The organism is Limnobacter alexandrii, from assembly GCF_005871185.1.
GTDB classification, from domain to species: domain Bacteria; phylum Pseudomonadota; class Gammaproteobacteria; order Burkholderiales; family Burkholderiaceae_B; genus Limnobacter; species Limnobacter alexandrii.
In genome coordinates, this window is the sequence record NZ_SWKN01000006.1 from 451,746 (window position 1) to 474,510 (window position 22,765).

At 48.4% G+C, this 22,765-nt stretch carries 20 protein-coding genes; 8 read left to right on the top strand and 12 right to left on the bottom strand.

Annotated features, from left to right (window positions below; translation table 11 throughout):
- Positions 1–19: 19 nt before the first annotated feature.
- The 5 genes from FCS97_RS02440 (at position 20) to FCS97_RS02460 (ending at position 8,184) form a co-directional block, all read left to right on the top strand.
- On the top strand, positions 20–1,252 hold the full coding sequence (locus FCS97_RS02440; RefSeq protein ID WP_008247233.1) for an NAD(P)/FAD-dependent oxidoreductase: 1,233 nt from the start codon (positions 20–22) through the stop codon (positions 1,250–1,252).
- 177 nt (positions 1,253–1,429) lie between these two features.
- Positions 1,430–3,700, top strand: coding sequence for a fatty acid desaturase (locus FCS97_RS02445; protein WP_008247232.1), 2,271 nt, complete (start codon positions 1,430–1,432; stop codon positions 3,698–3,700).
- Positions 3,701–3,733: 33 nt separating this feature from the next.
- Positions 3,734–5,404, top strand: coding sequence for a GMC family oxidoreductase (locus FCS97_RS02450; RefSeq protein WP_138516274.1), 1,671 nt, complete (start codon positions 3,734–3,736; stop codon positions 5,402–5,404).
- A complete protein-coding gene (locus FCS97_RS02455; RefSeq protein WP_232222687.1) occupies positions 5,397–7,175 on the top strand; it encodes an aldehyde dehydrogenase family protein in 1,779 nt (592 codons plus the stop codon). Before FCS97_RS02450 ends, FCS97_RS02455 begins: the two co-directional genes overlap by 8 nt.
- A complete protein-coding gene (locus FCS97_RS02460) occupies positions 7,159–8,184 on the top strand; it encodes an AraC family transcriptional regulator (protein ID WP_008247225.1) in 1,026 nt (341 codons plus the stop codon). The genes FCS97_RS02455 and FCS97_RS02460 overlap by 17 nt, the downstream gene beginning before the upstream one ends.
- Positions 8,185–8,265: 81 nt before the next feature.
- Here FCS97_RS02460 and FCS97_RS02465 read toward each other — a convergent pair whose 3' ends face one another.
- The 3 genes from FCS97_RS02465 to FCS97_RS02475 form a co-directional block, all read right to left on the bottom strand.
- On the bottom strand, positions 8,266–9,297 hold the full coding sequence (locus FCS97_RS02465) for a hypothetical protein (RefSeq protein WP_008247224.1): 1,032 nt from the start codon (positions 9,295–9,297) through the stop codon (positions 8,266–8,268).
- A 15-nt stretch (positions 9,298–9,312) separates the two neighbouring features.
- Complete coding sequence (locus FCS97_RS02470; RefSeq protein WP_008247222.1) at positions 9,313–10,800, bottom strand: OmpP1/FadL family transporter; 1,488 nt, start codon at positions 10,798–10,800, stop codon at positions 9,313–9,315.
- Positions 10,801–10,993: 193 nt separating this feature from the next.
- A complete protein-coding gene (locus FCS97_RS02475) occupies positions 10,994–12,052 on the bottom strand; it encodes a putative solute-binding protein (protein WP_008247221.1) in 1,059 nt (352 codons plus the stop codon).
- Between the two features lie 102 nt (positions 12,053–12,154).
- On the opposite strand from FCS97_RS02475, the gene FCS97_RS02480 reads away from it, so the two are divergent.
- A complete protein-coding gene (locus tag FCS97_RS02480; protein ID WP_040512019.1) occupies positions 12,155–13,183 on the top strand; it encodes an AraC family transcriptional regulator in 1,029 nt (342 codons plus the stop codon).
- A gap of 189 nt (positions 13,184–13,372) precedes the next feature.
- Here the strand turns inward: FCS97_RS02480 and FCS97_RS16515 are convergent, their stop codons facing one another.
- The 6 genes from FCS97_RS16515 to FCS97_RS02505 form a co-directional block, all read right to left on the bottom strand.
- Complete coding sequence (locus tag FCS97_RS16515) at positions 13,373–13,540, bottom strand: hypothetical protein (RefSeq protein WP_008247210.1); 168 nt, start codon at positions 13,538–13,540, stop codon at positions 13,373–13,375.
- A 433-nt stretch (positions 13,541–13,973) separates the two neighbouring features.
- Positions 13,974–14,387, bottom strand: a complete 414-nt coding sequence (locus tag FCS97_RS02485) for a hypothetical protein (protein ID WP_040512017.1) — start codon at positions 14,385–14,387, stop codon at positions 13,974–13,976.
- 117 nt (positions 14,388–14,504) lie between these two features.
- Positions 14,505–15,956 (bottom strand): AAA family ATPase, encoded by a 1,452-nt coding sequence (locus tag FCS97_RS02490; RefSeq protein ID WP_008247205.1) that lies wholly within the window; start codon positions 15,954–15,956, stop codon positions 14,505–14,507.
- Entirely contained in the window at positions 15,953–17,104 is a 1,152-nt protein-coding gene (locus tag FCS97_RS02495; RefSeq protein ID WP_138516276.1) for a hypothetical protein, read from the bottom strand. Before FCS97_RS02495 ends, FCS97_RS02490 begins: the two co-directional genes overlap by 4 nt.
- A 2-nt stretch (positions 17,105–17,106) precedes the next feature.
- Entirely contained in the window at positions 17,107–18,561 is a 1,455-nt protein-coding gene (locus tag FCS97_RS02500) for an Arm DNA-binding domain-containing protein (protein WP_083797050.1), read from the bottom strand.
- A 9-nt stretch (positions 18,562–18,570) separates the two neighbouring features.
- The gene (locus FCS97_RS02505; protein WP_008247198.1) at positions 18,571–18,783 is read right to left on the bottom strand and encodes a hypothetical protein; all 213 of its coding nucleotides are present in this window, start codon (positions 18,781–18,783) and stop codon (positions 18,571–18,573) included.
- Positions 18,784–18,910: 127 nt separating this feature from the next.
- On the opposite strand from FCS97_RS02505, the gene FCS97_RS02510 reads away from it, so the two are divergent.
- Positions 18,911–19,120, top strand: coding sequence for a helix-turn-helix domain-containing protein (locus FCS97_RS02510; protein ID WP_040512143.1), 210 nt, complete (start codon positions 18,911–18,913; stop codon positions 19,118–19,120).
- A gap of 4 nt (positions 19,121–19,124) precedes the next feature.
- Entirely contained in the window at positions 19,125–19,826 is a 702-nt protein-coding gene (locus tag FCS97_RS02515) for an SOS response-associated peptidase (protein WP_008247195.1), read from the top strand.
- A gap of 223 nt (positions 19,827–20,049) precedes the next feature.
- Here FCS97_RS02515 and FCS97_RS02520 read toward each other — a convergent pair whose 3' ends face one another.
- From FCS97_RS02520 to FCS97_RS02530, 3 genes are all read right to left on the bottom strand, one after another.
- Positions 20,050–20,979 (bottom strand): phage exclusion protein Lit family protein, encoded by a 930-nt coding sequence (locus FCS97_RS02520; protein WP_008247193.1) that lies wholly within the window; start codon positions 20,977–20,979, stop codon positions 20,050–20,052.
- A gap of 72 nt (positions 20,980–21,051) precedes the next feature.
- Positions 21,052–21,408, bottom strand: a complete 357-nt coding sequence (locus FCS97_RS02525; protein ID WP_040512015.1) for a 4-fold beta flower protein — start codon at positions 21,406–21,408, stop codon at positions 21,052–21,054.
- A 90-nt stretch (positions 21,409–21,498) separates the two neighbouring features.
- Entirely contained in the window at positions 21,499–22,761 is a 1,263-nt protein-coding gene (locus tag FCS97_RS02530; RefSeq protein ID WP_008247191.1) for a hypothetical protein, read from the bottom strand.
- Positions 22,762–22,765 lie beyond the last annotated feature (4 nt).

A 22,765-nucleotide genomic window follows, 5' to 3' on the forward strand; every position in this document is an offset into this window, starting at 1 on the left:
CGTGTTGGAGAGGGCGCTCATGACAACGAAAGAAAAAGAGACGACAGTTGTCGTTGGAGGTGGGCATGCAGCAGGCGCGCTACTGACCACATTAATCCAGAAAAAATACCCGCATAATATAGTACTGGTAGGAGATGAGCCCTACCCCCCATACCAGCGCCCACCTCTGTCGAAGAATTACCTGGCGGGTAGTGTTGACCGAGAGTCGCTGTACTTGAAACCATCGTCGGTATACGAGAACGCGGGCCACCAGCTTAAACTTGGCGTGCGCGTTGAGCAGATAAATCGGAGCAATAAAACCATTCTCTTGTCTGATCAGAGCACTCTGACATACGATCGACTCGTCCTGGCCACTGGGTCACGGGTGCGACGTCTGAAAGTACCCGGCGCGGACTTGAAGGGAATTCATTATCTGCACGATATCGCCGACACCGATGTCCTGCGTGATCAACTAAATCCGGGTAAACGGCTGGTGATCGTTGGTGGCGGCTACATCGGCCTAGAAGTGGCAGCAATCGCCATCAAGGCAGGCCTAGTCGTCACTGTGCTCGAATCCTCAGAACGCCTATTGCAACGTGTCACAGGACCAGAGATCTCAGAGTTCTTTTATTCAAAGCACCGCAGCGCGGGAGTGGATGTGCGGTTGACCACCACGGCTACCGAATTCGCAACTGACGGTCTCGGTCATGTGACTGGCGTAGTAGTGGCGAACGGGAATACCTTGCCAGCCGATATTGTGCTCGTCTCTGTAGGAGTAGTACCAGAAACCAAACTGGCAGAGTCCGCTGGACTGGCTTGTGATGACGGTATTTTAGTGGATGAACATACCCGCAGCAATGATCCCTCCATCCTGGCTATCGGCGACTGTACCCGCCACCGAAATCTTTTTTTCAAACAAATGCAACGGGTCGAATCGGTCGCCAACGCTGTCGAACAAGCCCGTACAGCGGCGGCTACCCTGATGGGAGAGGACAAACCGTACCACCACGTCCCATGGTTCTGGTCGAATCAATATGACCTTCGCCTGCAAATGGTGGGATTGTCACAGAACCATGATGAACGCGTCGTTCGCCGCGACATCGAGGGTGATGCATTTGCGGTTTTCTATATCAGGGAAGGTCGTCTAATTGCTGTTGACGCAGTCAACATGCCATTGGCTTTTATGGTCGGTAAGCGGCTCGTTTACGAGGGTAAGGACGTCAGTGCCGAGAAGTTGAGAGATCTGAACATCGCGTTAACTTCTTTAATCTGAAGTATGTAAGAGTTAGCTTCCTTCAAAGGTAAATCAAACGACTACTGCATAAGATTGGCGGAAAAAGACCCCTTTTTGTCCGACGCACCTCTTTGCAGAAAATGACCCCCTCCGCATAATAATTCTCATTTGGTCTATCGCCATTTCTCACATTATAAAAATCACTTGGAGGCGGACATGCTTCAATTTCTAAACAAAGGCTCAACCCACAAAGCCAATATAAACGGCAAACTCATTCATGTTGAAGCCGACGAAACGCTACTTCTAGCTGCTTTGCGTCAAAACGTCGAAATTCCCAATATTTGCAGAGTTGGAGGATGTGGTTCCTGCAAGTGTAAGCTCAAGGACGGCAGGGTTCAGGAGTTGACTGAGAGCGCGTACCTGCTCTCTGAGGAAGAGATTGCTGAAGGCTACATTTTGGCTTGTCAAAGTCGCTTGAAGTCGGACATTGAAGTGGAAATGGACGAGAGCGCCGCGATTACTTCTTCGCCAGTAGCGGGACGCATTGTGAAGCGCGAGTTCTTGACACACGACATAGCGAGAATTGACGTGCAACTTGATCAGCCAATCAATTACAAGGCCGGCCAATTCGCCGAGTTGACGCTGGATTCTGTCAAAAACGCACCTCGTAGTTATTCATTTTCAAATGCACCAGACAACCAAGGTCTGGCCAGCTTCACCATTCGCAGAGTGCCTAGTGGTCGGTTTTCAACTTATGTATTCGATAAGCTGGTCGAAGGGGAAATACTAACCGTACGAGGTCCCGGTGGAGACTTTTGGCTACGTGAGGGTGGAGAAAAGGTTGTATTTATCGCCGGTGGTAGTGGCCTGGCTCCAATACTTGGGATGCTTGAGGAGATGGAGCGCAAGGGTGATCGGCGCCCCGTTACGCTGTTGTTCGGTGCACGCACCGAACAAGATCTATACGAATTACATCGCCTTGACGCTTACACAAAGAATTGGCCTGGATTTCGGTTTGTTCCCATTCTTAGTGAAGATAATTCCAATCACAACTGGAATGGCTTGCGTGGCTTGGTAACGGACCATATTCGTAGGGAAGCTGCGGGTGCCACCCAAGCCTACTTATGTGGTCCGCCTCAAATGATTGATGCTGCAATTAAGGAATTAAAGGAGAACAAGCTTGCAGCACAAGGTATTTATGCAGATCGCTTCGTAGTTCGAGAGGTTATGAACACTGGCTTTTATGGAGCGGTTGGTTTGCCCTTGATTGAGAGAACTCCGGCGACCATTGGTGATTATCTGAAGTTCATGATGTTTCATTTGATGGGAGTAATCGCAGTCGTTGCATATTTGGCGGGTGGCGCTTGGATCACTGCGGGTTTTGCGAGTTTGTTGGGCTTTTATGTTCTAGGAGACATGTTGACGGGCGACGACACAGTGACACCCGAGTACCGCAAGCCCTGGATTTTGACCGTTCAATTGTGGTTAGCTTTGCCACTCCTTTTGTTGATTGGTTTTTGCTTTATGTGGACGATGTCGACAGGAGATCCACTTGGTCTAGGTGAATTTGTCATGGGTCTTACCAGTTACGACGTCTTTGCGGCGCGGGAGGCAACCTCGTCTGTACATCGCTATTTTTCAGGGATTATTTACTATGGCTATTTGATTGGAATCATGGGCACTGTGGTTGCTCATGAATTAACGCATCGGACATGGGATCCCGTTTCGTTGTGGGTTGGGCGTTGGCTTCTGGCGTTTAGTTACGATGCGGGCTTTGCCATTGAGCATGTGTACGGTCATCATCGTTATGTGTCAACTGAGCATGATCCAGCGACAGCACCACGTGGACGCAATGTATATCTTCACATAGTGCTCTCAACTATCAAGGGAAATATCAGTGCTGCAAAAATTGAAGCTGAACGCCTGAATAAAAAGGGACTCCCAGTAATGTCTTATCACAATGCGTACATTCGAGGCCTGCTCATGAGCGTGGTGTTGAATGTAGCTGCATTTTCGGTTGCGGGCTGGACAGGCGCACTATGTTTTAGCTTGGCCGCTTTATTTGGCAAATCCTTACTTGAAATCGTGAACTACATGGAGCATTACGGCATGGTGCGCTTACCTGAACAGCCTGTTCAGCCACGTCACTCCTGGAATACGAACCGTCGAATGACATCATGGGGCATGTTCAACCTGAGTCGTCATTCGCATCATCATGCACAAGGCGAAGTGCCCTACCAGAACTTGATGCCACTGCCTGATGCGCCTGTGATGATCGGCGGATACCTAACCACAATTTTTTTGACGCTTTGCCCGCCCCTTTGGCACAAGCTCATGACATCAAAACTAGTTGAGTGGGACCGACACTTTGCTTCCCCGGAGGAACAAATCTTGGCTCTTCGTGCCAATCAGCGAAGTGGAATTAAAGAGTTGGTCGACTATGACCCCCGCCAATGGTCTCTTGATTCGATCAAGTATTCGACTTGAGAGAAGCAACTAATTCTTAGTTTGGAGATTATTATGGAATTCGATTTTGTAATCGTGGGTGGAGGCTCATCCGGAGCAACTCTGGCAGCGCGCTTGAGCGAAGATTCGTCAGTAACAGTGTGCCTTCTTGAAGCTGGTGGTCGTGGAGACAATTCCTTGATTCGAACACCTGCTGCAATGGTTGCGATGGTTCCCGGGCACGGAAAACTGAACAACTGGGCTTTTAATACAGTGCCTCAGCCCGGTTTAAACGGGCGTATTGGCTATCAGCCTCGCGGCAAGGCGCTGGGGGGTTCTTCAGCGATTAATGCCATGTTATACATCCGAGGACAAAGACAGGATTACGATGGCTGGGCAAACCTGGGTTGTGATGGTTGGGACTGGGACAGTGTATTGCCTTACTTTAAAGATGCCGAAAACAACGAGCGAGGTGCTGATCCATTTCACGGGGCCAGCGGACCACTTCATGTGTCGGATCAGAACAGCCCACGACCGGTGACTCGCGCGTTTGTTGAAGCAGCAAAAGCCTGGGGACTACCAGAGCAGCAAGACTTCAATACCGGTGACAATGAGGGTACCGGGCTATACCAGGTAACACAATTTCATGACCCGAATAAGCACGGTGAACGTTGCTCAGCGGCCGCCGCTTACCTTCATCCCATAATGACCGAGCGTTCAAACCTAACGGTGCTTACAAACGCTCATGCCTGTCGCATTCTTTTGGAGAATCAGCGTGCAAAGGGTGTTTTTTATCGCCACAGCGGCAAGGAGTTTCTAGTTAAAGCCCGTCGCGAGGTGATCGTCTCTGCTGGTGCTTTTGGCTCCCCTCAACTCTTACAGTTATCCGGTGTTGGTAGACCACAAGACATCACCCCCTATGGCATTAGCATGGTGCACGAGTTAGCAGGTGTCGGGCAGAACATGCAGGATCATCTGGATTTCACACTGGCATTCAAATCCCTTGATACTGACAACTTTGGATTGGGTTTGGCAGGCGCGCTGGGATTATTCAAGCACCTTACTTCGTGGCGTCGAAATGGCACCGGTATGCTGTCCTCGCCTTTTGCGGAAGGAGCTGCATTTCTGAAATCATCGAAGTCAATTGATCGTGCAGATTTACAATTGCACTTTGTAATTTCTATAGTGGAGGACCACGCGCGCAAACTACATTCAGGCTACGGCTTTTCTTGCCATGTGTGCGCGCTTCGTCCCTATTCTCGAGGAGAAGTTTTCTTGCAATCTGCGGATCCTTTGGATGATCCAGGGATCGATCCAAAGTTCCTATCGGATCACAGGGATCTGGAAACTTTGATCAAGGGAGCAAAAATCACCCGTGAAATTTTGATGCAAAAACCATTAGAGAACTACCGACATAAAGAACTTTTCGACGTGCATGAAGGCATGAGCGATTCTCAGTGGGAATCAAAAATACGCGCTAGAGCCGACACCATCTATCACCCTGTAGGAACTTGCAAAATGGGAACCGACACAATGTCGGTTGTGGATGCGCAACTACGTGTGCATGGGCTGCAGGGACTAAGAGTGGTAGACGCGAGCGTGATGCCCACCTTGGTTTCTGGCAATACAAATGCACCCTCAATCATGATTGCCGAAAAAGCGGCTGATATGATCCTCGGTAAGAATCGAATCACCAAAACAAGTACAAGCCCTCAGATTAATGAGAAGGAGATGAGTCATGTCTGAGTCGTTAGGTAATTTATCGATAGAGCAGATGTCCGTTCAAAACCTTATACCTGGAGAGAAAACTGCTTCCGAAGAGACTCAACGCTGTGACGACGCTTTGTTGGTTCTCGATGGGAACAAACATGAATGGGCCCGTACCGACTGTACCGTTCGCATTTTCATTCTTCAAGAAATCAAGACTGCGCTTCTTCAACAATCTGAGGGCTGGGCTGAAATTGCAGCACGTCGCAAGCGTTTACCTGCAAGCTCTACATTGAAAGGGGAAGAATGGTTAGCAGGTCCGTTGCCAGTAATGGCCACTTGCAATGGCCTTATTGAAACACTCTCCAAAATGGAAAACAAGGCCTTTCTAGCGCAACTACCCTATCGCCGAGTCGCGAAAGGTCAACTTGCTTTGAAAGTATTCCCGCATACCCTTTGGGACAAACTTCTTTTATCAGGTGTGAAGGCAGAGGTTTGGATGCAGCGCGGCGTAAATGAAGTTTCGATTGAAGCTGCCTCAGCCTATGATCTACCAGCCGGTGAAAGATCTGGAAAACTGGCCTTGGTGTTAGGAGCAGGCAATGTGGCAGCGATCAGTCCATTGGACGCACTCCACAAACTCTTTGTTGAAAACGAGGTCGTGTTGCTTAAACTCAACCCGATCAATGATTATCTTTTTGATTATTTGCACGCTGCGTTCAAACCATTAATTGACCGCAATGCTCTTCGGATTGTGCGCGGCGGAAACCAACTGGGGGCGTATTTGGTAGAACATCCCTTAGTGGAGAGCATTCACATTACGGGCGCTGCCGCCACGCATGACCTGATCGTATGGGGTGAGGGGAAGGAGGCAGACAACAACAGGAAAAACGACAAACCGCGTAATACCCGGCGCATTACTTCCGAGCTAGGTGCAGTTTGCCCGACCATTGTGGTGCCTGGTTCATGGACAAAAGCGGACATTCGCTTTCAGGCTGAGCAGATTGCGACACAAAAAATGCAAAATTCCGGTTACAACTGCGTGGCCATGCAAACGCTCATAGTGCCAGAGGGGTGGGAAGGAACAGAGGTACTACTTCGTGAGTTAAAGTCCATCATGACATCCCACGGTGGACGTGAGCAATATTATCCTGGCAGTCAACAGCGCTGCGCTGATTTTCGAGCGCATGGTGGCATAGAGTCTTTTGATCAATTTGGAAGGCTGACCTTTTTGGTGGCCGACTTTGATCAGGGCGAATCTGAATGGCTGGCCAACAATGAAGTGTTTGCTCCTGCCTTCACAATCAAATTTTTGTCAGGTGAATGCCCCAAAAACTACCTGGCCTCAGCCATTGATTTCGCGAATGAAAAATTACACGGTACTTTAGGGGCGAACATCGTGATCCACCCTGCAACCATTAAAAAAATTGGACGTGAAAAATTTGAATCGCTTCTAGGCCAACTTCGTTATGGCACCATCGCGATTAATACATGGACTGGATTAGCCTTTCTTCTCAACGCCTGCCCTTGGGGTGCCTTTCCCGGTGCCAGTTTGAAAAAACCAGGATCGGGCATAGGTACGGTGCACAACACCTGGATGCTAGAGCGTACTGAAAAAACAGTTGTTCAAGCGCCTTGGCGTCCTTTTCCGAGGAATTTATTGTCTTTGAATTTTAGCCTATTACCTCGACCACCATGGTTTATAACAAACGGTAAACAACACATCCTTGGACGGTTATTAACCTATTTTTATTACCTTCCTTCGGTTTGGAAATTACCGGGAATTTTCATCAATGCGCTCAAAGGATAACCCCTACCCTATCCCGACTAATTTGGGAAACACGGTAATTCATTACATTCCACAGATCGCCGAACAACTGAACACCAAAGGACTTGACGTGTTTGGTTGGCTTGCGGGTGTTGGGCTTGATGTAACCTGTTTGACTAAACCCGGTTATGAAGTACCTGTTGCAGCCTATAGTGCATTGCTGGAACAGGCCATTGAGTTGACAGGCGACAGTGGGCTTGGCTTGAGATTGGGGTGTAACCTCGTACCGAGCGCGCATGGAAATGTTGGATTGGCCGCGTTGTCAGCAAATACCATACAGGAGTCAATGCAAATCGTGGAAAGGTACGTACCGTTGCGGACGTCATTACTGGCTATTCGATCTGAAACAGTCAACGATGAATTTCGAGTGGTGTTTGAACCGATACCAGGACTTGGAGAAATTGGCAATGTCGTTGCTGAAATTGCGTTGGGGACAGTCAAGAACATAATAGATGCAACAGTGGCTAGCAATAGTCCATGCCAAAGTATTCTATTTTCGATGTCTGAACCTTCGCATGCAGCCCTTTCCCGGGAATTGTTGGGTTGCGAAGTGCTTTACGGGCAATCGTGGACAGGCATCTCCCTCAATTATTCGGAAGTATTAAACCCGCTGAGTCATCGCGATGCGCTGGTTATGTCCGAAGCGCTATCAATTTGTCAGCGAGACCTGGAGCGCCTTGAATCGAACCATTCAATTGCAGCCCGTCTTGAACGGTTGTTATTGAAAAGTAAACAAGGAGAATTTCCAAATCAACATGTATGCGCTCAGACGCTGAATATGACTCCTCGTACATTTCACCGAAGGCTTCGGGAGAATGGAACCTCGTATCGAGATGTGTTAAACAAGGTACGTTGCCGCCTTGCTCATGAGTACCTGAAGATGATGCATTTGGGTGTAAAGGAAACAGCCTATCTATTGGGTTATGGCGATATCGCAAATTTTAGGAGGGCGTTTACCCGCTGGTATGGTTTTCCACCGTCCAAATTGTAGGAAGTCTGTCAACTTATCTGAACTCTTTTTGATTTGTAAAGCTAACATTTTAAGCAACAAGTTGCGGAGACTTCATTTTTGTTACTCAAGCAGGTCTCCCAAATCAATATCTTGGGCGGCAGAATTTGATTCGTCCCAGTAAGTTCCAATTGACGCTATCGGTGTACGTGTACCGATATTTGCTGACCAGTAGCGATCTGAAAGATTAATCATCGTGAGTGTGGATATGTCCTCGACCAAGCGATACTGCTTGCTCGGCTTAAAATTCTGCGCCGCTGCCCAACGTTTAGTAGCATCCCTGAAACGCTTTTCGTCCCCAGCCGCCTGCGCCGATATTGCGTACATCACGTGTGCCAATCGCACACCGCTTCGCTCGCCAATCAACATTGAGCGATTGAAACTGCCCCAGACGTCTTTGCCTTCTGCCCCGCCAGGCAGGATGTTCCAAACGACAGATCTTGCTGCGAGAGGGACCCCCCACCATTTGGTGTTGGAAACGCATTTCAAGGCCCGTTCAGACAATGGTGCTATATCAGTTGGAACGCCGACCATTTGCTGAGATGCGATGTCGTTGATCACTGCCTGCAGGCCTGCGACTGTCCCTAATATGAAGGTAAGTTCATCGTAATCACGCTCAAAATTTGGGCATGTTTTGCCGTATTCAAAATCATACTTCTCCTCCAAATGACTGCGCATAACCTTGAATGCCGAGAACTGTCGTCTTGCGGTGATCTCAAGAAGGCGCTTTTGTGCAATTCGGGCATCTTGTGCATCTGAAATTTGATTCGCGCGTGTGGCTCGCAGATAACGAAGTTCCTCATCAACAGAGCGCTTCTCAGAACACACTGCGGATGTGGTGTACAACAATGATTCCAATAACGCTGGGTCGCCATAGAACGCTCGCGTGGCACCTGATATTAGAGGAAAGCCGCTGGTGGCAAACTGGCAACCCATGTCTACATCGTTCAGTTCAAGAATAGGTGGCACAATTCGGTCTTCCACGATGCCAATAGCAAAGTTTGTGATGCCGCCCTGAATGCTGGAACAACCAGTCAATATTGCTGCAGTTCCAAAGACCAAGAGTTTTTTTGTCAGTTTTTGTATCACTATCATGTCGATGCCTGCCCTTTAGAATCGCTCGGTGATGCTTACACCAAAAAAGTCGATGTCAAGTTTGGTTGTACCCTGAAAATCGCCCCCCCTTACTTCAGCAGGGCTGACTTGCCCGTTGGCACCGGTTGCGCCTGGCTCCAGGTCAAATTTCATATATGAGAAATTCAGTGTGGTATCCCGTCGCAACTCAAGTTGTGCTCCTAAGCCAAAGTATTGTCTGTCTGAGTCGGGTAACAGTGTAATTCGTGTGTCATCATCAATTACGCTGTTCTCTACTGCGTAGCCAGCTTTTAAAACGAGGCGTTTGAATGCTTTATAATTAAGACCAACGCGATAGCTGTTGGCTGCTACATAATTTTGTTGAATCTCTTGAAGTACCCGCCCATTCGATTCCCGAACAAATTTAAGATTTGTCACCGAAAAGTCCTGACGCGTGTAGCTGGCCATTAGATCAAGTTTGGGGCTAGCATGATGAAAAATACTCAAGCGAAGCTCATCCGGCAACGTGATGTCTTGCTTGATTCGTTGCTCCGGAAGCAAGTCGCCAGCAGCCTGCGGTCCGTTCACACCGAGTAAAGGACCTGATACCCCGATCAGTCCTCCATTAAGGAACTCCCTGAACTCAGCACCCTCCGCTGTTTCCTGTATTTTCAGTTTGCCACGCATACCGGTGAATTCCGTTTTCGGTCGATAGGAAATACCAATTCGTGTATTGATCGTGGGTTCCCAAAGCGCGCCGGCTTGTGCATTGAATGCCCAACCGAACATTCGCAAACTTAAATCAGCTTCTTCAGGAATAGGCGGTGCCAGCCCAGCGGCATTCAACCCATCAAGAAGTGTTGACCCATTGTTCAACAGCCCATCAACGGCATCCCGATAGTTCAGTTTCAGCTTAAGGGATTGAAAGTATCGCTCATAAGATCCATTGGCGCCAATCGACAAAGTCGGAGTAAGTTTGTAGCCAAACCCAAGGTTTGCCCGGCTGACCTTAAAGTCAATATCGCGGCCTTGGTTGCGTCCCGGAAAATTTTCATCGTAGCGAACAATCAGTGCATGGGAGGCGGCCCCTCCGAAACCAACAACGAGTTTTTTAGTAATTGGAATTGCTACGAACAGGTTGGGCGCAAGGGCAGTTGAATCGTATCCACTTTTTCGATTGAATTCCTGCCCAGCGCTGCCTGTAGTGCCGCTGTTCGTTGGAGATCCATCCGGTGTTTGACCGGAGGTGTAAGAGGTGTTGATACCAACAAATGCAGCGCCAAGTACAACTTCCGCTCTTTTGAGTCTGGTCAATGCAGCAGGGTTCGCAAATAGAACAGATGCGTCACCTGCTTCGGCAGCCATCCCCGCATTGGCACTTCCCATAGAACTGATTGAGGTTGCATCAAATGCGGTTCCTCCCGCATATGCTTTGCTCGACAAAAAAGACAGAATTGGGGTTGCTGTCAATGCGCCTACAATTAGCATCTTGAAGTTTGGGCAGTACTGTATTTTTTTGTTCATGTTATATCCGTCGGGAAATGAGGTCGTATTGCATTTCACTGAGTGCAAGACATAAACCAGCTTTTCTATATCGCCAACAAGCGGCAGTCTCAAGATGCTTACAGAGACTGATTTGAGTGGCTTGGGTGGTTGAGACCAGGAGATAAAAAGGCCGATATGATCCTTTCTCGTCACATATCGGACTGGTCAACTATCAGAACGTTTTGCTGTCAGGTGTGCATTCTGAGTCCGCCCGATTCACACTGCACCGGATTTTCTTCATGATGCTCAAACCCTGCTTGTCGTATATGCCTTGCTCGACAATCGACCCCCTGCTTTCCCTCAACATGATGGTGTACTTAATCATGTTTTCAGGGGTCAGGTCACTCCATGTTTTCTCTGGAATTGTTTGCTCTGCTCGAAGAATCAATTTCAAAGCACGATCATACTGACCGCTCCAATACTTTCTTGACTCAAGTCCAAAGCCGACCGGAAACTTGCTGGTGTTGATCACCATCTGATAGCTCAAGATCACAATCGGAAAACGATTGATAGCACCTTTGGTGCCAATGCCTCGATAGAGTTCTAGCGGTTTATATGCGGCGGCTGGTGCTGCAATCATGTCAACAATGCCATTGTTGAACTTGCTGGCGAAGTTGGTGATATCTGCAGAAACTGGTTGAGCACCAATTTTCTGGATCATCACGGCCTGTGCCTTGTCATAGTCAAAAGCTGCAATTTTCTTGCCAGCAAGATCTTCAACGGTCTGGATTTTTCGATCGTTCAGCACTGGGTAAGCCGTCCCAAAAGGGATAATACCGGCGATCTCAAATTTTCCATTGATTGCGGTTTTTGTGGAGTTTGGTGAGGAAAATACCTGAATTGCGCGACGTACTACTTCGTAACTGGCGTTCATGTCCACCTTGCCGTCTTTGACGATTGAGGATGCGCCCAGTGAGTCAATAGATGTAGTGATGGCGTTGAATTGACGGGTACGGAAACCAGTCGCAAACACTGCATCACATTCACCCGCGATAAAGTCTTGAGTGGCAATTCGCTCATCCGTGTAAGCATGAATTTTGACGTTGCCGCCCCAAGCTTTAGAGGCAACTTCATAGTCTTTAGCCATGGCAAAAATATCACCCGCAGCACCTAAAAGATCATATACACATAATTTTTGATTACCCTGCTGTGCTTGGGCGGATAAGCTGAATGAGCTTGCGAGCAGAAATGCCCAAAGTTTTTTGCGGCCAACGCGGGTAGTAAATTTCATCGTTATTGTCTCCATATGGTTTTAATATTTCATTTGATTATTACATTGGTAAAAACATATACTCTTGACCATTGAAGACTATTTTTTGACCTTTGGAGACAAATGAGTCTTTTACTTAGATCGACGGTCATGTTGGGATTTCTTGAGGTATTGAGCAGTAGTGGTAGTGATGCTCGCGAAATTGCTTCGCGGTTTGGTCTGGACCTAGACCTTGCGAATCAAGACAACGAGTTCGTCCCGATAGATGACTTTGTCAAGATGCTCGAATACGCCGCCAGAGCGAAGAATCTTCCCTGTCTCGGTTTAAGCATGTCTCCGTATCACGACATCAGCATCCTAGGCCCGCTTTCGCTGGTAATCAGCAATTTGCCCACAGTGCGCGAGGCAGTTGAATACGCAGCCAAACATATTGACATCATGAGCCCAGCAATTGAGATTGACAGTTTTCCGGAACCGTCACTGCCTCAAAGGTCCTCGTTCAATAGCTGGGTAAGTATTTCAATTAATTTGGGAAAGCCGATAGTCCACACACAAACCTTGGATATTTGCTTGGGCAATCTTCACCGTTTTATAAAGATTCTGGCAGGCGATAATTATCAATTGACTAAAGTAATCTTGCCTCATGGTTCGAAAAATCACCATGAAGTTTATGATCGATTCTTTGGTGCTCCTGTTGAGTTTGATCGTGACAAAGCAGCACTACTCTTGAGTAATTCGACTCTGGCAACTCGGCTCGATAAGCCCAATATTGAGCTTAGTCACATCGTAGATCTACACATTCAAACCAATTTCCGAAGCCTCCGTGGTACTTATTCAGCGAGGACTGCCCAAGTAATCAAAAAAATACTTGGAAGAACAGTGTGCGACAAATCTGCAGTTGCTAACCTGTTGGCGATTCACCCAAGAACTTTGCAACGGCATTTGTCTGATGAAGGCACTTCTTTTGATCAAATAAAGACACAAATCATTTGTCAAGAAGCGATTCGATATCTCACCGAGACGGAAGTTTCTATGTCTCACCTATCCTCTATCCTAGGGTTTTCCGAACAGGCCACTTTAGTCAGATTCTGCAGGCGTCACTTTGGGCGCTCTCCCCTTGCTATTCGAAAAAACACTGAACTTGCCTCCTGAATAACAGTGCCAACGGCATTCTGTTGATTTACACCCAGATTTGAATTGGGATTTGAATTGGGGTTTGCATTGAATTTTGCCCCCCCTTGGGGTCAGAATTATGTCTCGATTTTCAGTTTTTAGATCTGTTTTTCCTCCTTCCTGTTTTGCGTTGAACTGTGTTTGAAGCGGTAACTTTCGTTGCCTGTTTTACTTGTACTCGCGCCACAGCAAATCGAGTATGACGTGTTTGCGTTTCAATTCGCTGTGAATGAAAGCCGAGTTCGGTTGTGGGCGCTTCACGCTTGATGGCAAAGCAGGAGGAAACAAGCGCTGCTCATCTATTTTAACGCCAATTGAATAATCGATAGCGGCCATCTCGGCCCGTCACAGATAGTCTCACGCGGTGATGGGGCCGGCTTTGATGACCTCAGCAATTTGCTGATTGGTGAACCCAAGCCGTTCGCGCAGCCGCAGTGTTTCTAAAATCTTCCTCATGGACAACCTCCGGTTAGGCATTGGTGTGGCCGCTGTTGTTTGGTTAAAAAACCAAGCAAGGCGCCACGGTTATCAGCGAGCGATTTTAGGTTTCCAGTTTATGCTGGAATCAGTGTCCAGTTTCGACCAAAATACGCAAAACAACCCTTGCCCGATGTTTTGCCTTGAACTACTCGAAATCTTTCCACTGCCTGACCCGGTCATAGACCCGGTAAAGCCCAAGGCCACCAAATCCCGGACATGCTGCGCAGGTTCCTGTGCAGCTTCTTCGGCTTCTTGTGCTCGGTGGATACCAACTTTGAATTCTTTAACTTCACATGACCCTTGGCGTTTTTGCCTCCCACTCTCTCAAGAACAACGCGAAAGGCATCAAATCAAGATCATTTCCTAGCTCGAGCTCCGTCGCCCTCCAGCCCAAGATGGTTATTAACATCTGCTGACTGAAGCCTTGATCCTGAAATTTGCAACGATAAATCGACCCTGAAAACCCGTGAAAGTCCACGAAGCCATCCTGAATTTCGAAGCTAAGAATGCCGGAGTTCAGACTCCAGACAGCATCTTCACCATCATGAGGCGCCGAAACCAATCGATAAACCACTCCTTCTTTGTCGATATATTTAATGACCCCCCACTGGTACGCCTGTTTAATTTGCGTAGACGACTTTTGGTTTTCCTGTGCAAACCTTTCATTGCTAGCTTTATCAGATGAGCCGGTTTTTTTGTTCACCGTAATCTTCCTTACTGAACTGAGTCCTCCCCCATGCACTTCCGTTTTTCAGAGCATCAGGGGAGGACAGTTTTTTTGATATATCGAACGCGGATCATCGCTGAGATCACTCGGCCTTCACACCTCAATGTGATCAAAGAACCTGACCTTGGCCCCCATCTGTTCCAAAGCGATCCTCACCGTGAGCTCCTGAATTAACTGTTTTCCACGAAGCGTTGCACCTCGCCCCAACCCCATCTGAGCAAGAGTTAAATCAACATGGCAGGCAACCACACGATCCAAAATCGACTGAAGCAAACGAAGATCACCTTCTTGTCTTGCCAGAAAATTCAAAGCCTGCGGTGCGAAATCGACATTGCGATAGGCCTTCGCCAGCATGCTGCGAATAATGATCAATCTCTGGCTGCGATCAGGGTAAGAAATATCAAATACGTCAAACCGAGATCTAAGAGGGGCCGAAACCGAACTTAAATTATTCGAAGTCGCGACATAGATCACCCTTGAAGCGTCGAACTCAATGGACCCATATTCATCTCGCAATTCGCGGGCGGTTTGTGGCTCCAGTGCTGCAAGCAACGGCCCCTCAACAGGGTGCTGCTGAAATGAGGACATCTTGTCGATTTCATCGAGAAGAATAAGGGGCGAGGCTGTTTCACTTCTTGCCAATTCAGAGAAAATTAAACCCGTCTGACCGTTTCCCCATTTGTTGGATGTACCTGTCAGCACCCCACCCATTGATGTGGCCGAGATGTTTATATACGCGTAGCGGGTGTTCAGAGCCTCGGCCAATTCGCGAGCAAATGCGCTTTTACCTGTCCCCTTTGGTCCATCCAGCAAAATTGGCTTGAGCCTTCGCTCATGAGAGCTTTTTAAAGACCAGATTCGCATCTGCCTAAGCACGTGATCCACGACATGTGCAAAATTTGGAAAGTTAGATCGCAGGTTTTGCAGCCGCTTTTCAATCGGCGTGCTGGGCTTGATAATTCTTCTAAAGCCGTTGTTTTGAGACATTGAAACAAACAGCCGCCAGGAGCGACCAATACGTTCACGGTCCTCACCAATTTGTTCGACAAATTCTGATGTGGCTCTGGCTGTAAAGATCCGAGCCATACCCTTATATGCCCTTAGGTATGCTTTGCTATCACTCATGCACTCCTTCAAGTGCTTAAGAAACAAGCTCGTAGAGTCTGGAACTTTGAGATTCTCTGCTTTTTTCAACGCCTTTTGAGAGTGATTTTTCTTCTCCCCACCATCTTGAAATACCCAACTGGGGTGCTCGTTCGGATTGTCAGACCACTTCTTCTTTAATTCTTCGAATCGCTGAGAGTCAAAAAAATCATGAAGTTCTTCATGAAAATCTAGACTGTTAAGTTGCCTGATAAATTTATCCTTGGAAAGCAATTGCATTCTGCTTTGCAGCTCTTCTTGTCGATTTCTAGGAATGAGAATTTCACACAAGTCGCTGTAGTAGTACTCACTGCAAACTACACTTTCCTGTTGGGGAATCCCTCTCCGTAGGAAAGCGGTCTCACCAAATGGATATTTGCTGCCCTGCCCCTGGTTATTCATGCAGATTCTCCACGTACAAAATGATGGGCCAGCAAGACACTTTTCTCACCTTTATCGAATGCACGCGCGCTTGCGCAATCAGCTTCGTGCAACACAAAGCTCTCGGGAGTTTTACGCTTTCGAGCACCCGACTGATCATGCTGTCGCTTCACGGCGCAGATGGCATGTTCAAGCTGTAGTTCACGCTTAAGTGGATAATTCCCTGAATTAGAGCAAGCCGCTGCGATCCACTTGAGCATGGTTTGCTCATGGCCAAGTAGTTTGCAATTTAGATTTGTAGAATAGACGTCTGGCGCAAGACGGTAGTAATCGTCCACCTTGGCGGCATCATGTAAGAGTGCTGCAAGAAGTGTCAGACTTAAGTCAAAAGCGGGTTTACCTATGCTGCGTTGCCACGGCGACGCCGCTAAAAAGCCAAGCAAAACATTGGCCACAGTTTCTGCTGTGTGCAACACAAGTCCGTGATCGCCATTGTGATGACTGCGTGTTGAAGCCGCGTACTTTAGGAACCTGGAGAAGCGGTTGCTCTGCAACATGATTCCCAAATAAAGGGAACGATCCTCGGGGGTTAGCAATCGAAACGCCTCACTCAAGAACTCGCACAGACTTGAAGCGCAGATTGCCGTGCTTGCAGCTTGATTCAACGTGGAAGGCAATTGAGCTATTGCGTAGTCGAAAGGATTGTATTCAGGCTCACCCTCAGCTGGGCTCAATCCCGACACCCAGCAGTTCTTACCATCATCAACAGCACGGGCCCACAACGAGGGAACAACCTTCACGACCGAGTGATCTCCCAGGCCATCTGCGCCACTACAGGCTAGGTTTACAAACAGCATTCCTTGGTAGATTTGATCAGCCGCAGCGTAAACCGGTATACCAAGCTTCACGTAAGTTACGCCCTCACGCTGCTGTCTTTGCGAAACATAGCCATGTTTGGCCACGCAAATGCCAGTACCAAGTTTTGCGAACTGCGGCATATTCAGACCAGAGAAAGCACCAGTGAAAAGCTGATTAGCATCTGGATTGATGCGAACCATTTTCTGAACACAAACTTTGTTGGCGTGAATACCTTGGCTTGAACGGACTGTTTTTTTATCGGCTTGAGCGCTAAGAGAGATATTACCGGTTTGAAGTTTTGGATTGATCATGATTATTCTCCCTGAGTGTTCTTGTTTTGGTAGCTTTCAAACATTTGCAGCCATGGGCTTTGAATGGCAGGTTTGGAAGCTTGATTCACGCCGGTAACAGGTGCGGCGGATGTGGGTGCCGGTTTGGCTACTCGTGGTGGCTGGGCTTGCTCTAGGGCCTCCGAAACAGAGGACTTTTCCGCCACCGCCACAGAACTCGGAGCAATCGGCGGTGATACACCGGGACCCAAGTTGGCAGCCAACATGCGCTCAAACGCTGAGCCATCACGACGAGTCAAATTGGGTACATAGCGTGAGTACACCTTGAACAGCATTTCCGTGGAGGAATGCCCCATCTGAAATGCTATCCATTCTGGAGACTCACCTGCGGCCAGCATCAGCGTGGCAAAGGTGTGCCGGGTTTGGTACGGCGTACGGAGTTTTAACCCCAGTGAGCGCAGCATGGGGTACCACACCCGGTTACTCATGTTGCGGTTGGTCAGCGGCCCGCCATTGCCATTGGCAAACACAAATGGCGATTTCTTGCCCGTAACTTCCCACTGGGTTTTAAGGGCCTCATACACCTGCGGTGCCATTTGAATATCTCTGTTGGAATCGGCTGTTTTGGGCGTTTCCTCGTAGTCATCCACAATGGTTTCGCGAATGGTGACCAGGCGCTTTTCGAAATCGATGTATTTCCACTTCAGCCCATGAATTTCTCCAGGGCGCATGCCCGTGAAAAACTTCACCGTGAAGTAATTTCGAAAGTCTTCGCGGCAGTACTTGATGATCATCTCCACCTCTTCAATCGTGAAGGGCGTGACATCTGTCTTTTTGATCCGCATCCGTTTGATATTCTGGTACGGAGTGGTAAAGTTGAATCGATCAGCGGCTTCATCTAAGACCTGTTTCACAGACGTCATCACATGATTGATCCGTGAAGCTGACATTGTTGTTTCTGGTTTTTTGCCCGGGGCTTTGGCGAGAACTGAGCGAAATTCCAGAAGGTCCTGTTTGGTGATACTGCTGATCACCCTGTTTCCGAACTGCGGGATCAACCACTTTTCCAAGATGTCCCGCTTGGTGCGAATGTTCGAGCGCTTCCACAGCGACTCGTTTTCTTCAATGAATTTCTGAGCGAATTCAGTGAAGGTGGGATGACCTGCGGTGGAAATTTTTTCCACTGATTGCCGCACCGACTGGTTGGTCATTGGAATGGAAACCATTGGCGAGGCGGGTTGATATTGCTGAGTTTCAAGGGCTTCGATTTTCTCGAGCAGACTACTACCTGGAAAGTAATTTCTGTAGCGAAACTGCCCTGCTTTGATCTCAGACTCAATCTGGTTCATCAGATGTTCGAGCTTGTATCGATTCTGTTTCGAATCTGGCAAAACGGATCGTTCTCTACAGCGCTCCCCAAGATATCTAAAATCAAGGAAAAGCTGACCATTGTCTTTTCTTGCGCGTACGCTTCCCATGATGTCCCCTTAGATGCCAGAGGCCATCAATTTGGTGGATGCTGCTTTCTGCATATCGGCTTCAATCGCTTCCCAGATATACAAAATCTTGCGGCCACCAAAAGGACGAAAATAATGGCGACCTTCCAGCAACACTGAATCTTTCAAACGATCGCGGATGGTGCGCACGTCATATTTGATTCGTGTCGATAGCTCTTCAGTGGTTAAAAAAGTTTGTGACATATAGCCTCCATTACGTTAAACTTTCTGCACTCCAGATGATTTTTATTCATCCTGGATGACATATTGCCACGCTAAAATGCATATGTCAACTATTTTTGTCATCCTGAATGACATTTGGATTTTTAGAATGATTAAATGCCATTTATCAAGGCTCATGGGCGAGCAAAAATTGAAGGTTATAGACGTGGCGAGAGCCACTGGACTGAATAGAAATACGATTACTTTGCTTTACAACGAGACCGCCACTAGGGTTGATTTGGCAGCAATTGAGGCGCTGTGCAAGCTGTTCGACTGCCAGGTGGGCGACTTGTTTGAATTGGTAGACGAGCAGGACTAGCGATATGTGCGGTCGGTATGTTCTCGAAGGACCAGTTTCCCGGTTAACAGCATATTTCGATGCACGTTATACGGAAGAAGAGAGCCGCTTCAAGAACAGCTACAACATTGCACCCACTACATGGGTACCTGTGGTGCGAATAAATCGAGAAGGCAAACGGGTAATTCTCAACCATGTTTGGGGGCTGATTCCCCATTGGGCAAAAGACAAATCTGGAAGTGCGAAATTGAATAATGCTCGCGGAGAAACTGTCCATGAGAAGCCATCTTTTCGAACAGCTTTCAAAAAGTTTCGCTGTTTAATTCCCGCAAGCGGCTACTACGAATGGCAAGCCCCGTCAGAGGGCAGTGAAAACCGCAAGCAACCTTTTTATATTTACCCCAATGAAACACCCTACTTCGCAATGGCTGGCGTTTGTGATCACTGGATCGATAAAACAAGTGGTGAGCTTGTCATGAGCACTGCCATCATTACCACCGAACCTAGCGAGAAGCTGAAGCAAGTTCACGACCGCATGCCAGTGATGATCTCGAAAGAGGATTGGGCTGTGTGGTTGGATCCAAAGAATCAAGATGTGAAGGCACTAAGGCAACTTATTTCTAGTAGCGACGACTTGAATTTTCATGCTGTAGGATTTGGCGTTAGTGGGGTTGGGAAGAATAGGATTGATTCCCAGGGCCTGATTGACCCGTACCAACCTGAATAACGCCCGCGAAAGAACGACCTTTAAAGTAATAAATGAGTTTAATGCATTGATTACTGCTTCCGCTTGTCGGCCAGAGCGGACCTGTGACTTTTGACTTAGAACGTCTCCAGAGAAATCTTAAACGGACTTTGTGTAACACCTGAGTTCGGCGGCATTTGAGGCGATGCCTGTTTTTGCGGAAGCAAAAATGGGTGACGGGTCAAATGTCCACTGTATCGATTTGTTAGATGCCGCTTTCTCGAAACTCATCAATCCTCGCCAAGTACTCAAAAAACAGCTCCTCAGCCGTTTCTATTTCAAGCTGTGCACAATCTACGCCCTTCTCAAGAAGGTATTTTTGGAGGGCAATACTTGCAAGATAGTAAATGTAGAACTTCGACTCCTCCTCCTCCAAATTGAGCGAACTGATACCGTTTCGGATGCGGTCATGTAGGTGAGGGTGCTTTACCTGCCACAGACCCGAAATCTTCTCAGGGATAAAGACACAAGAGACGAGCAGCAAAACGATTGAAACCCCTACAAATCGGCGCTCACTTTCGTTTGTACCCGCCTCAATGAAAAATGTGGTTGCATAATTATCCGCATCTTTTTCTTGGTCAAGAGTCCAGTCTTTGTCTTCATTTACGACATGTCCCAACACTAGGTGCCCGTACTCGTGAAATAGTAAAAAATTCACGGCCTGCAAAAAAAGGCTATTCACCTTTGGTACGTAAAACTGCTCAGCTTCGCTCTCCACTTTGGCTGGATTTGGGAGTTCATCTATGCTCCAGTCGGAATAACAACGGACAAACTTGATAGCCCAGCTCTGTAGCGCTGCCGCACGTTGAAGCAACGAATTGTTGAACTCTAAACTTCCGCTGAAAGTGCCGGCGAGCATTGGCTTCTGTATGCCTTCTTCGTAAAGTACGAAGCTCGAGTAAACAAATGCCCACAAATATGCAAGATGTGATTCATAGATTGTGATCTCTCTTGTTTTCACGTTTGCATGTGGCACTTTCGGAGGGACCTTGTCGAGAATCAACTCTAGGGTCGGGACCACTTTTCTACTCGCCACAGCCAATTCGAGATCGTGTGCATTAGATTGTGCACGTCGTTCAAATTCATAAACAACGTTGTGTTCCAGGATTGAGATTGGGAGCCTAGACTTACTCATAAAGCCACCTAACACTAACTTAACGGGTTGGTTTGAAGCGCCAGCGGAAAACTAATCCCGTTGACGTAATTGTCAAGCATTGAAGTACGTCTCCAGGTCATTCTGTGACCAGCTACCTCGACCTGGTTTGCCGGGAGCTCCTGCTAATCCGGGTCGCCCCGGCTTACCGCCAAAACCAAGCGCACCCGGTGTACCACCGATCCCGGGCCGACTTGGCAGGTAACCAGTCGAATTTCGAAGAAATCCCAAAGCTTGATTGCGGTTATCGTAAAGAACACCGCCTTCGAACCAACCAATATGCTGACCTCTGAGCGAATAGACGTTTTCTCCGTTTATCCACGCTACAACTTGGCCTCGATTATTGCGGAAACAATCATTATCGAAAATGACGGTGGCTTGACCATTTCGCCCGAACATCCAATCCGACACATTCCTCTCCTTGACGCTTAACGTAGAAATGACCAGCGAACATTAGGCACGCGAACGCATACCGATAGGCCGTCCGTGTCTATTGCTATGTTATACCTCTTCGCCCCGTTCTCGATCTGCGACTTCTTTCGGAATGATCCACCATCCGCCTCTCTTCGCCGGGACCAGCCGTTCGATTGCGATGTTTTCGAGATTATCTTGAGGTAGCCGAGCGACATCTGGCGCCGTCGGAGCCTTCGTGAACGATTTGAGGTGTTCGACAAGTTTTCGCTCCACCTCCGGAGACAAGGGGATGGGAGCCTCACGAGAGGATTGAGCATTCGGGGCATGCTTTCTCCACAGCGAGGCGACGACGCCACCGGGGTCACCCGGCGGCTGGGGAGCCAACTTGTGCAAGCCGATCTGACGCTCCTCCTCTGGGATAGAGGAGAGTTCCTGATTGATTCGCGTGATATCGGCCTTCAGGTCCGGACCCCAGACGAAGTCTTGCCGTTTACTCAGAAATGCTGGTGCGCAGCGACGGTGGAGTTTGTCCCCCGACACGAAGATGTGGCAGAAAGGCAAGTAGAAAAGATAGGCAATGTCAGCACGATTCGAGGGCCGATCGGAAGAGATCAGATTGGCCGCGAGCGCAATTTGGAAGAAGATCTCGACTTTCAGCACGTGCGCCGCATAGCTTGCGAACTCCGCCAGCGACGGAAAGCCTGCGTCCGACCAACGCTGAATAATGGGACCCCACAGATGCTGCGGGATATGAACGAAGGAGAAGAGCAGACCGAGTTGCTGCTCCGGCGCAAATCTCGTATTCACAAGCGAGGCGGCGATGCCATACGCTTGCTCAATCGTCTTGCAGCTTTGAGGCGTTATGCCAAGTGCGCGCATCCTCGACGCAACTTCAGGCAGATTGAGATCCGACAGCATTGCACGCCAAGCAGAAGCCGACTCCCGTTCAATGTCTTGAAATTGCCCGCGCTGCCATCGGGAGAAGGCTTCGGCTTCGGGAGAATTCTTGAACACGACGCCCGCCTTGCCGTCTACGCCTCTGACCGGTCGGCCCCCTGCAAGGGGAACTTGACCAAAGTGCGGCGCCTCATGACCCATCAGGTTCGCTATGCAGATCTGTGAGTGATGTACGCAAGGCGCTCCCGACATGACAGGCGTTTTGTCCGCAATGATGCGGACAAGGTCTTCAGGAGTTCGTGTACCTACACGGGTTCGCTTGCTCAGATCGGCGAGGGTTTCAACAAAAAACAAGGGGCAGATGACAGGCAGAAAGAAATGATCAAACCACACCGACTCATCGAGCGTGAGAGACTGCAAGAAGGATTTGTCGAAGAGCGCTATTGGACCCACGGCG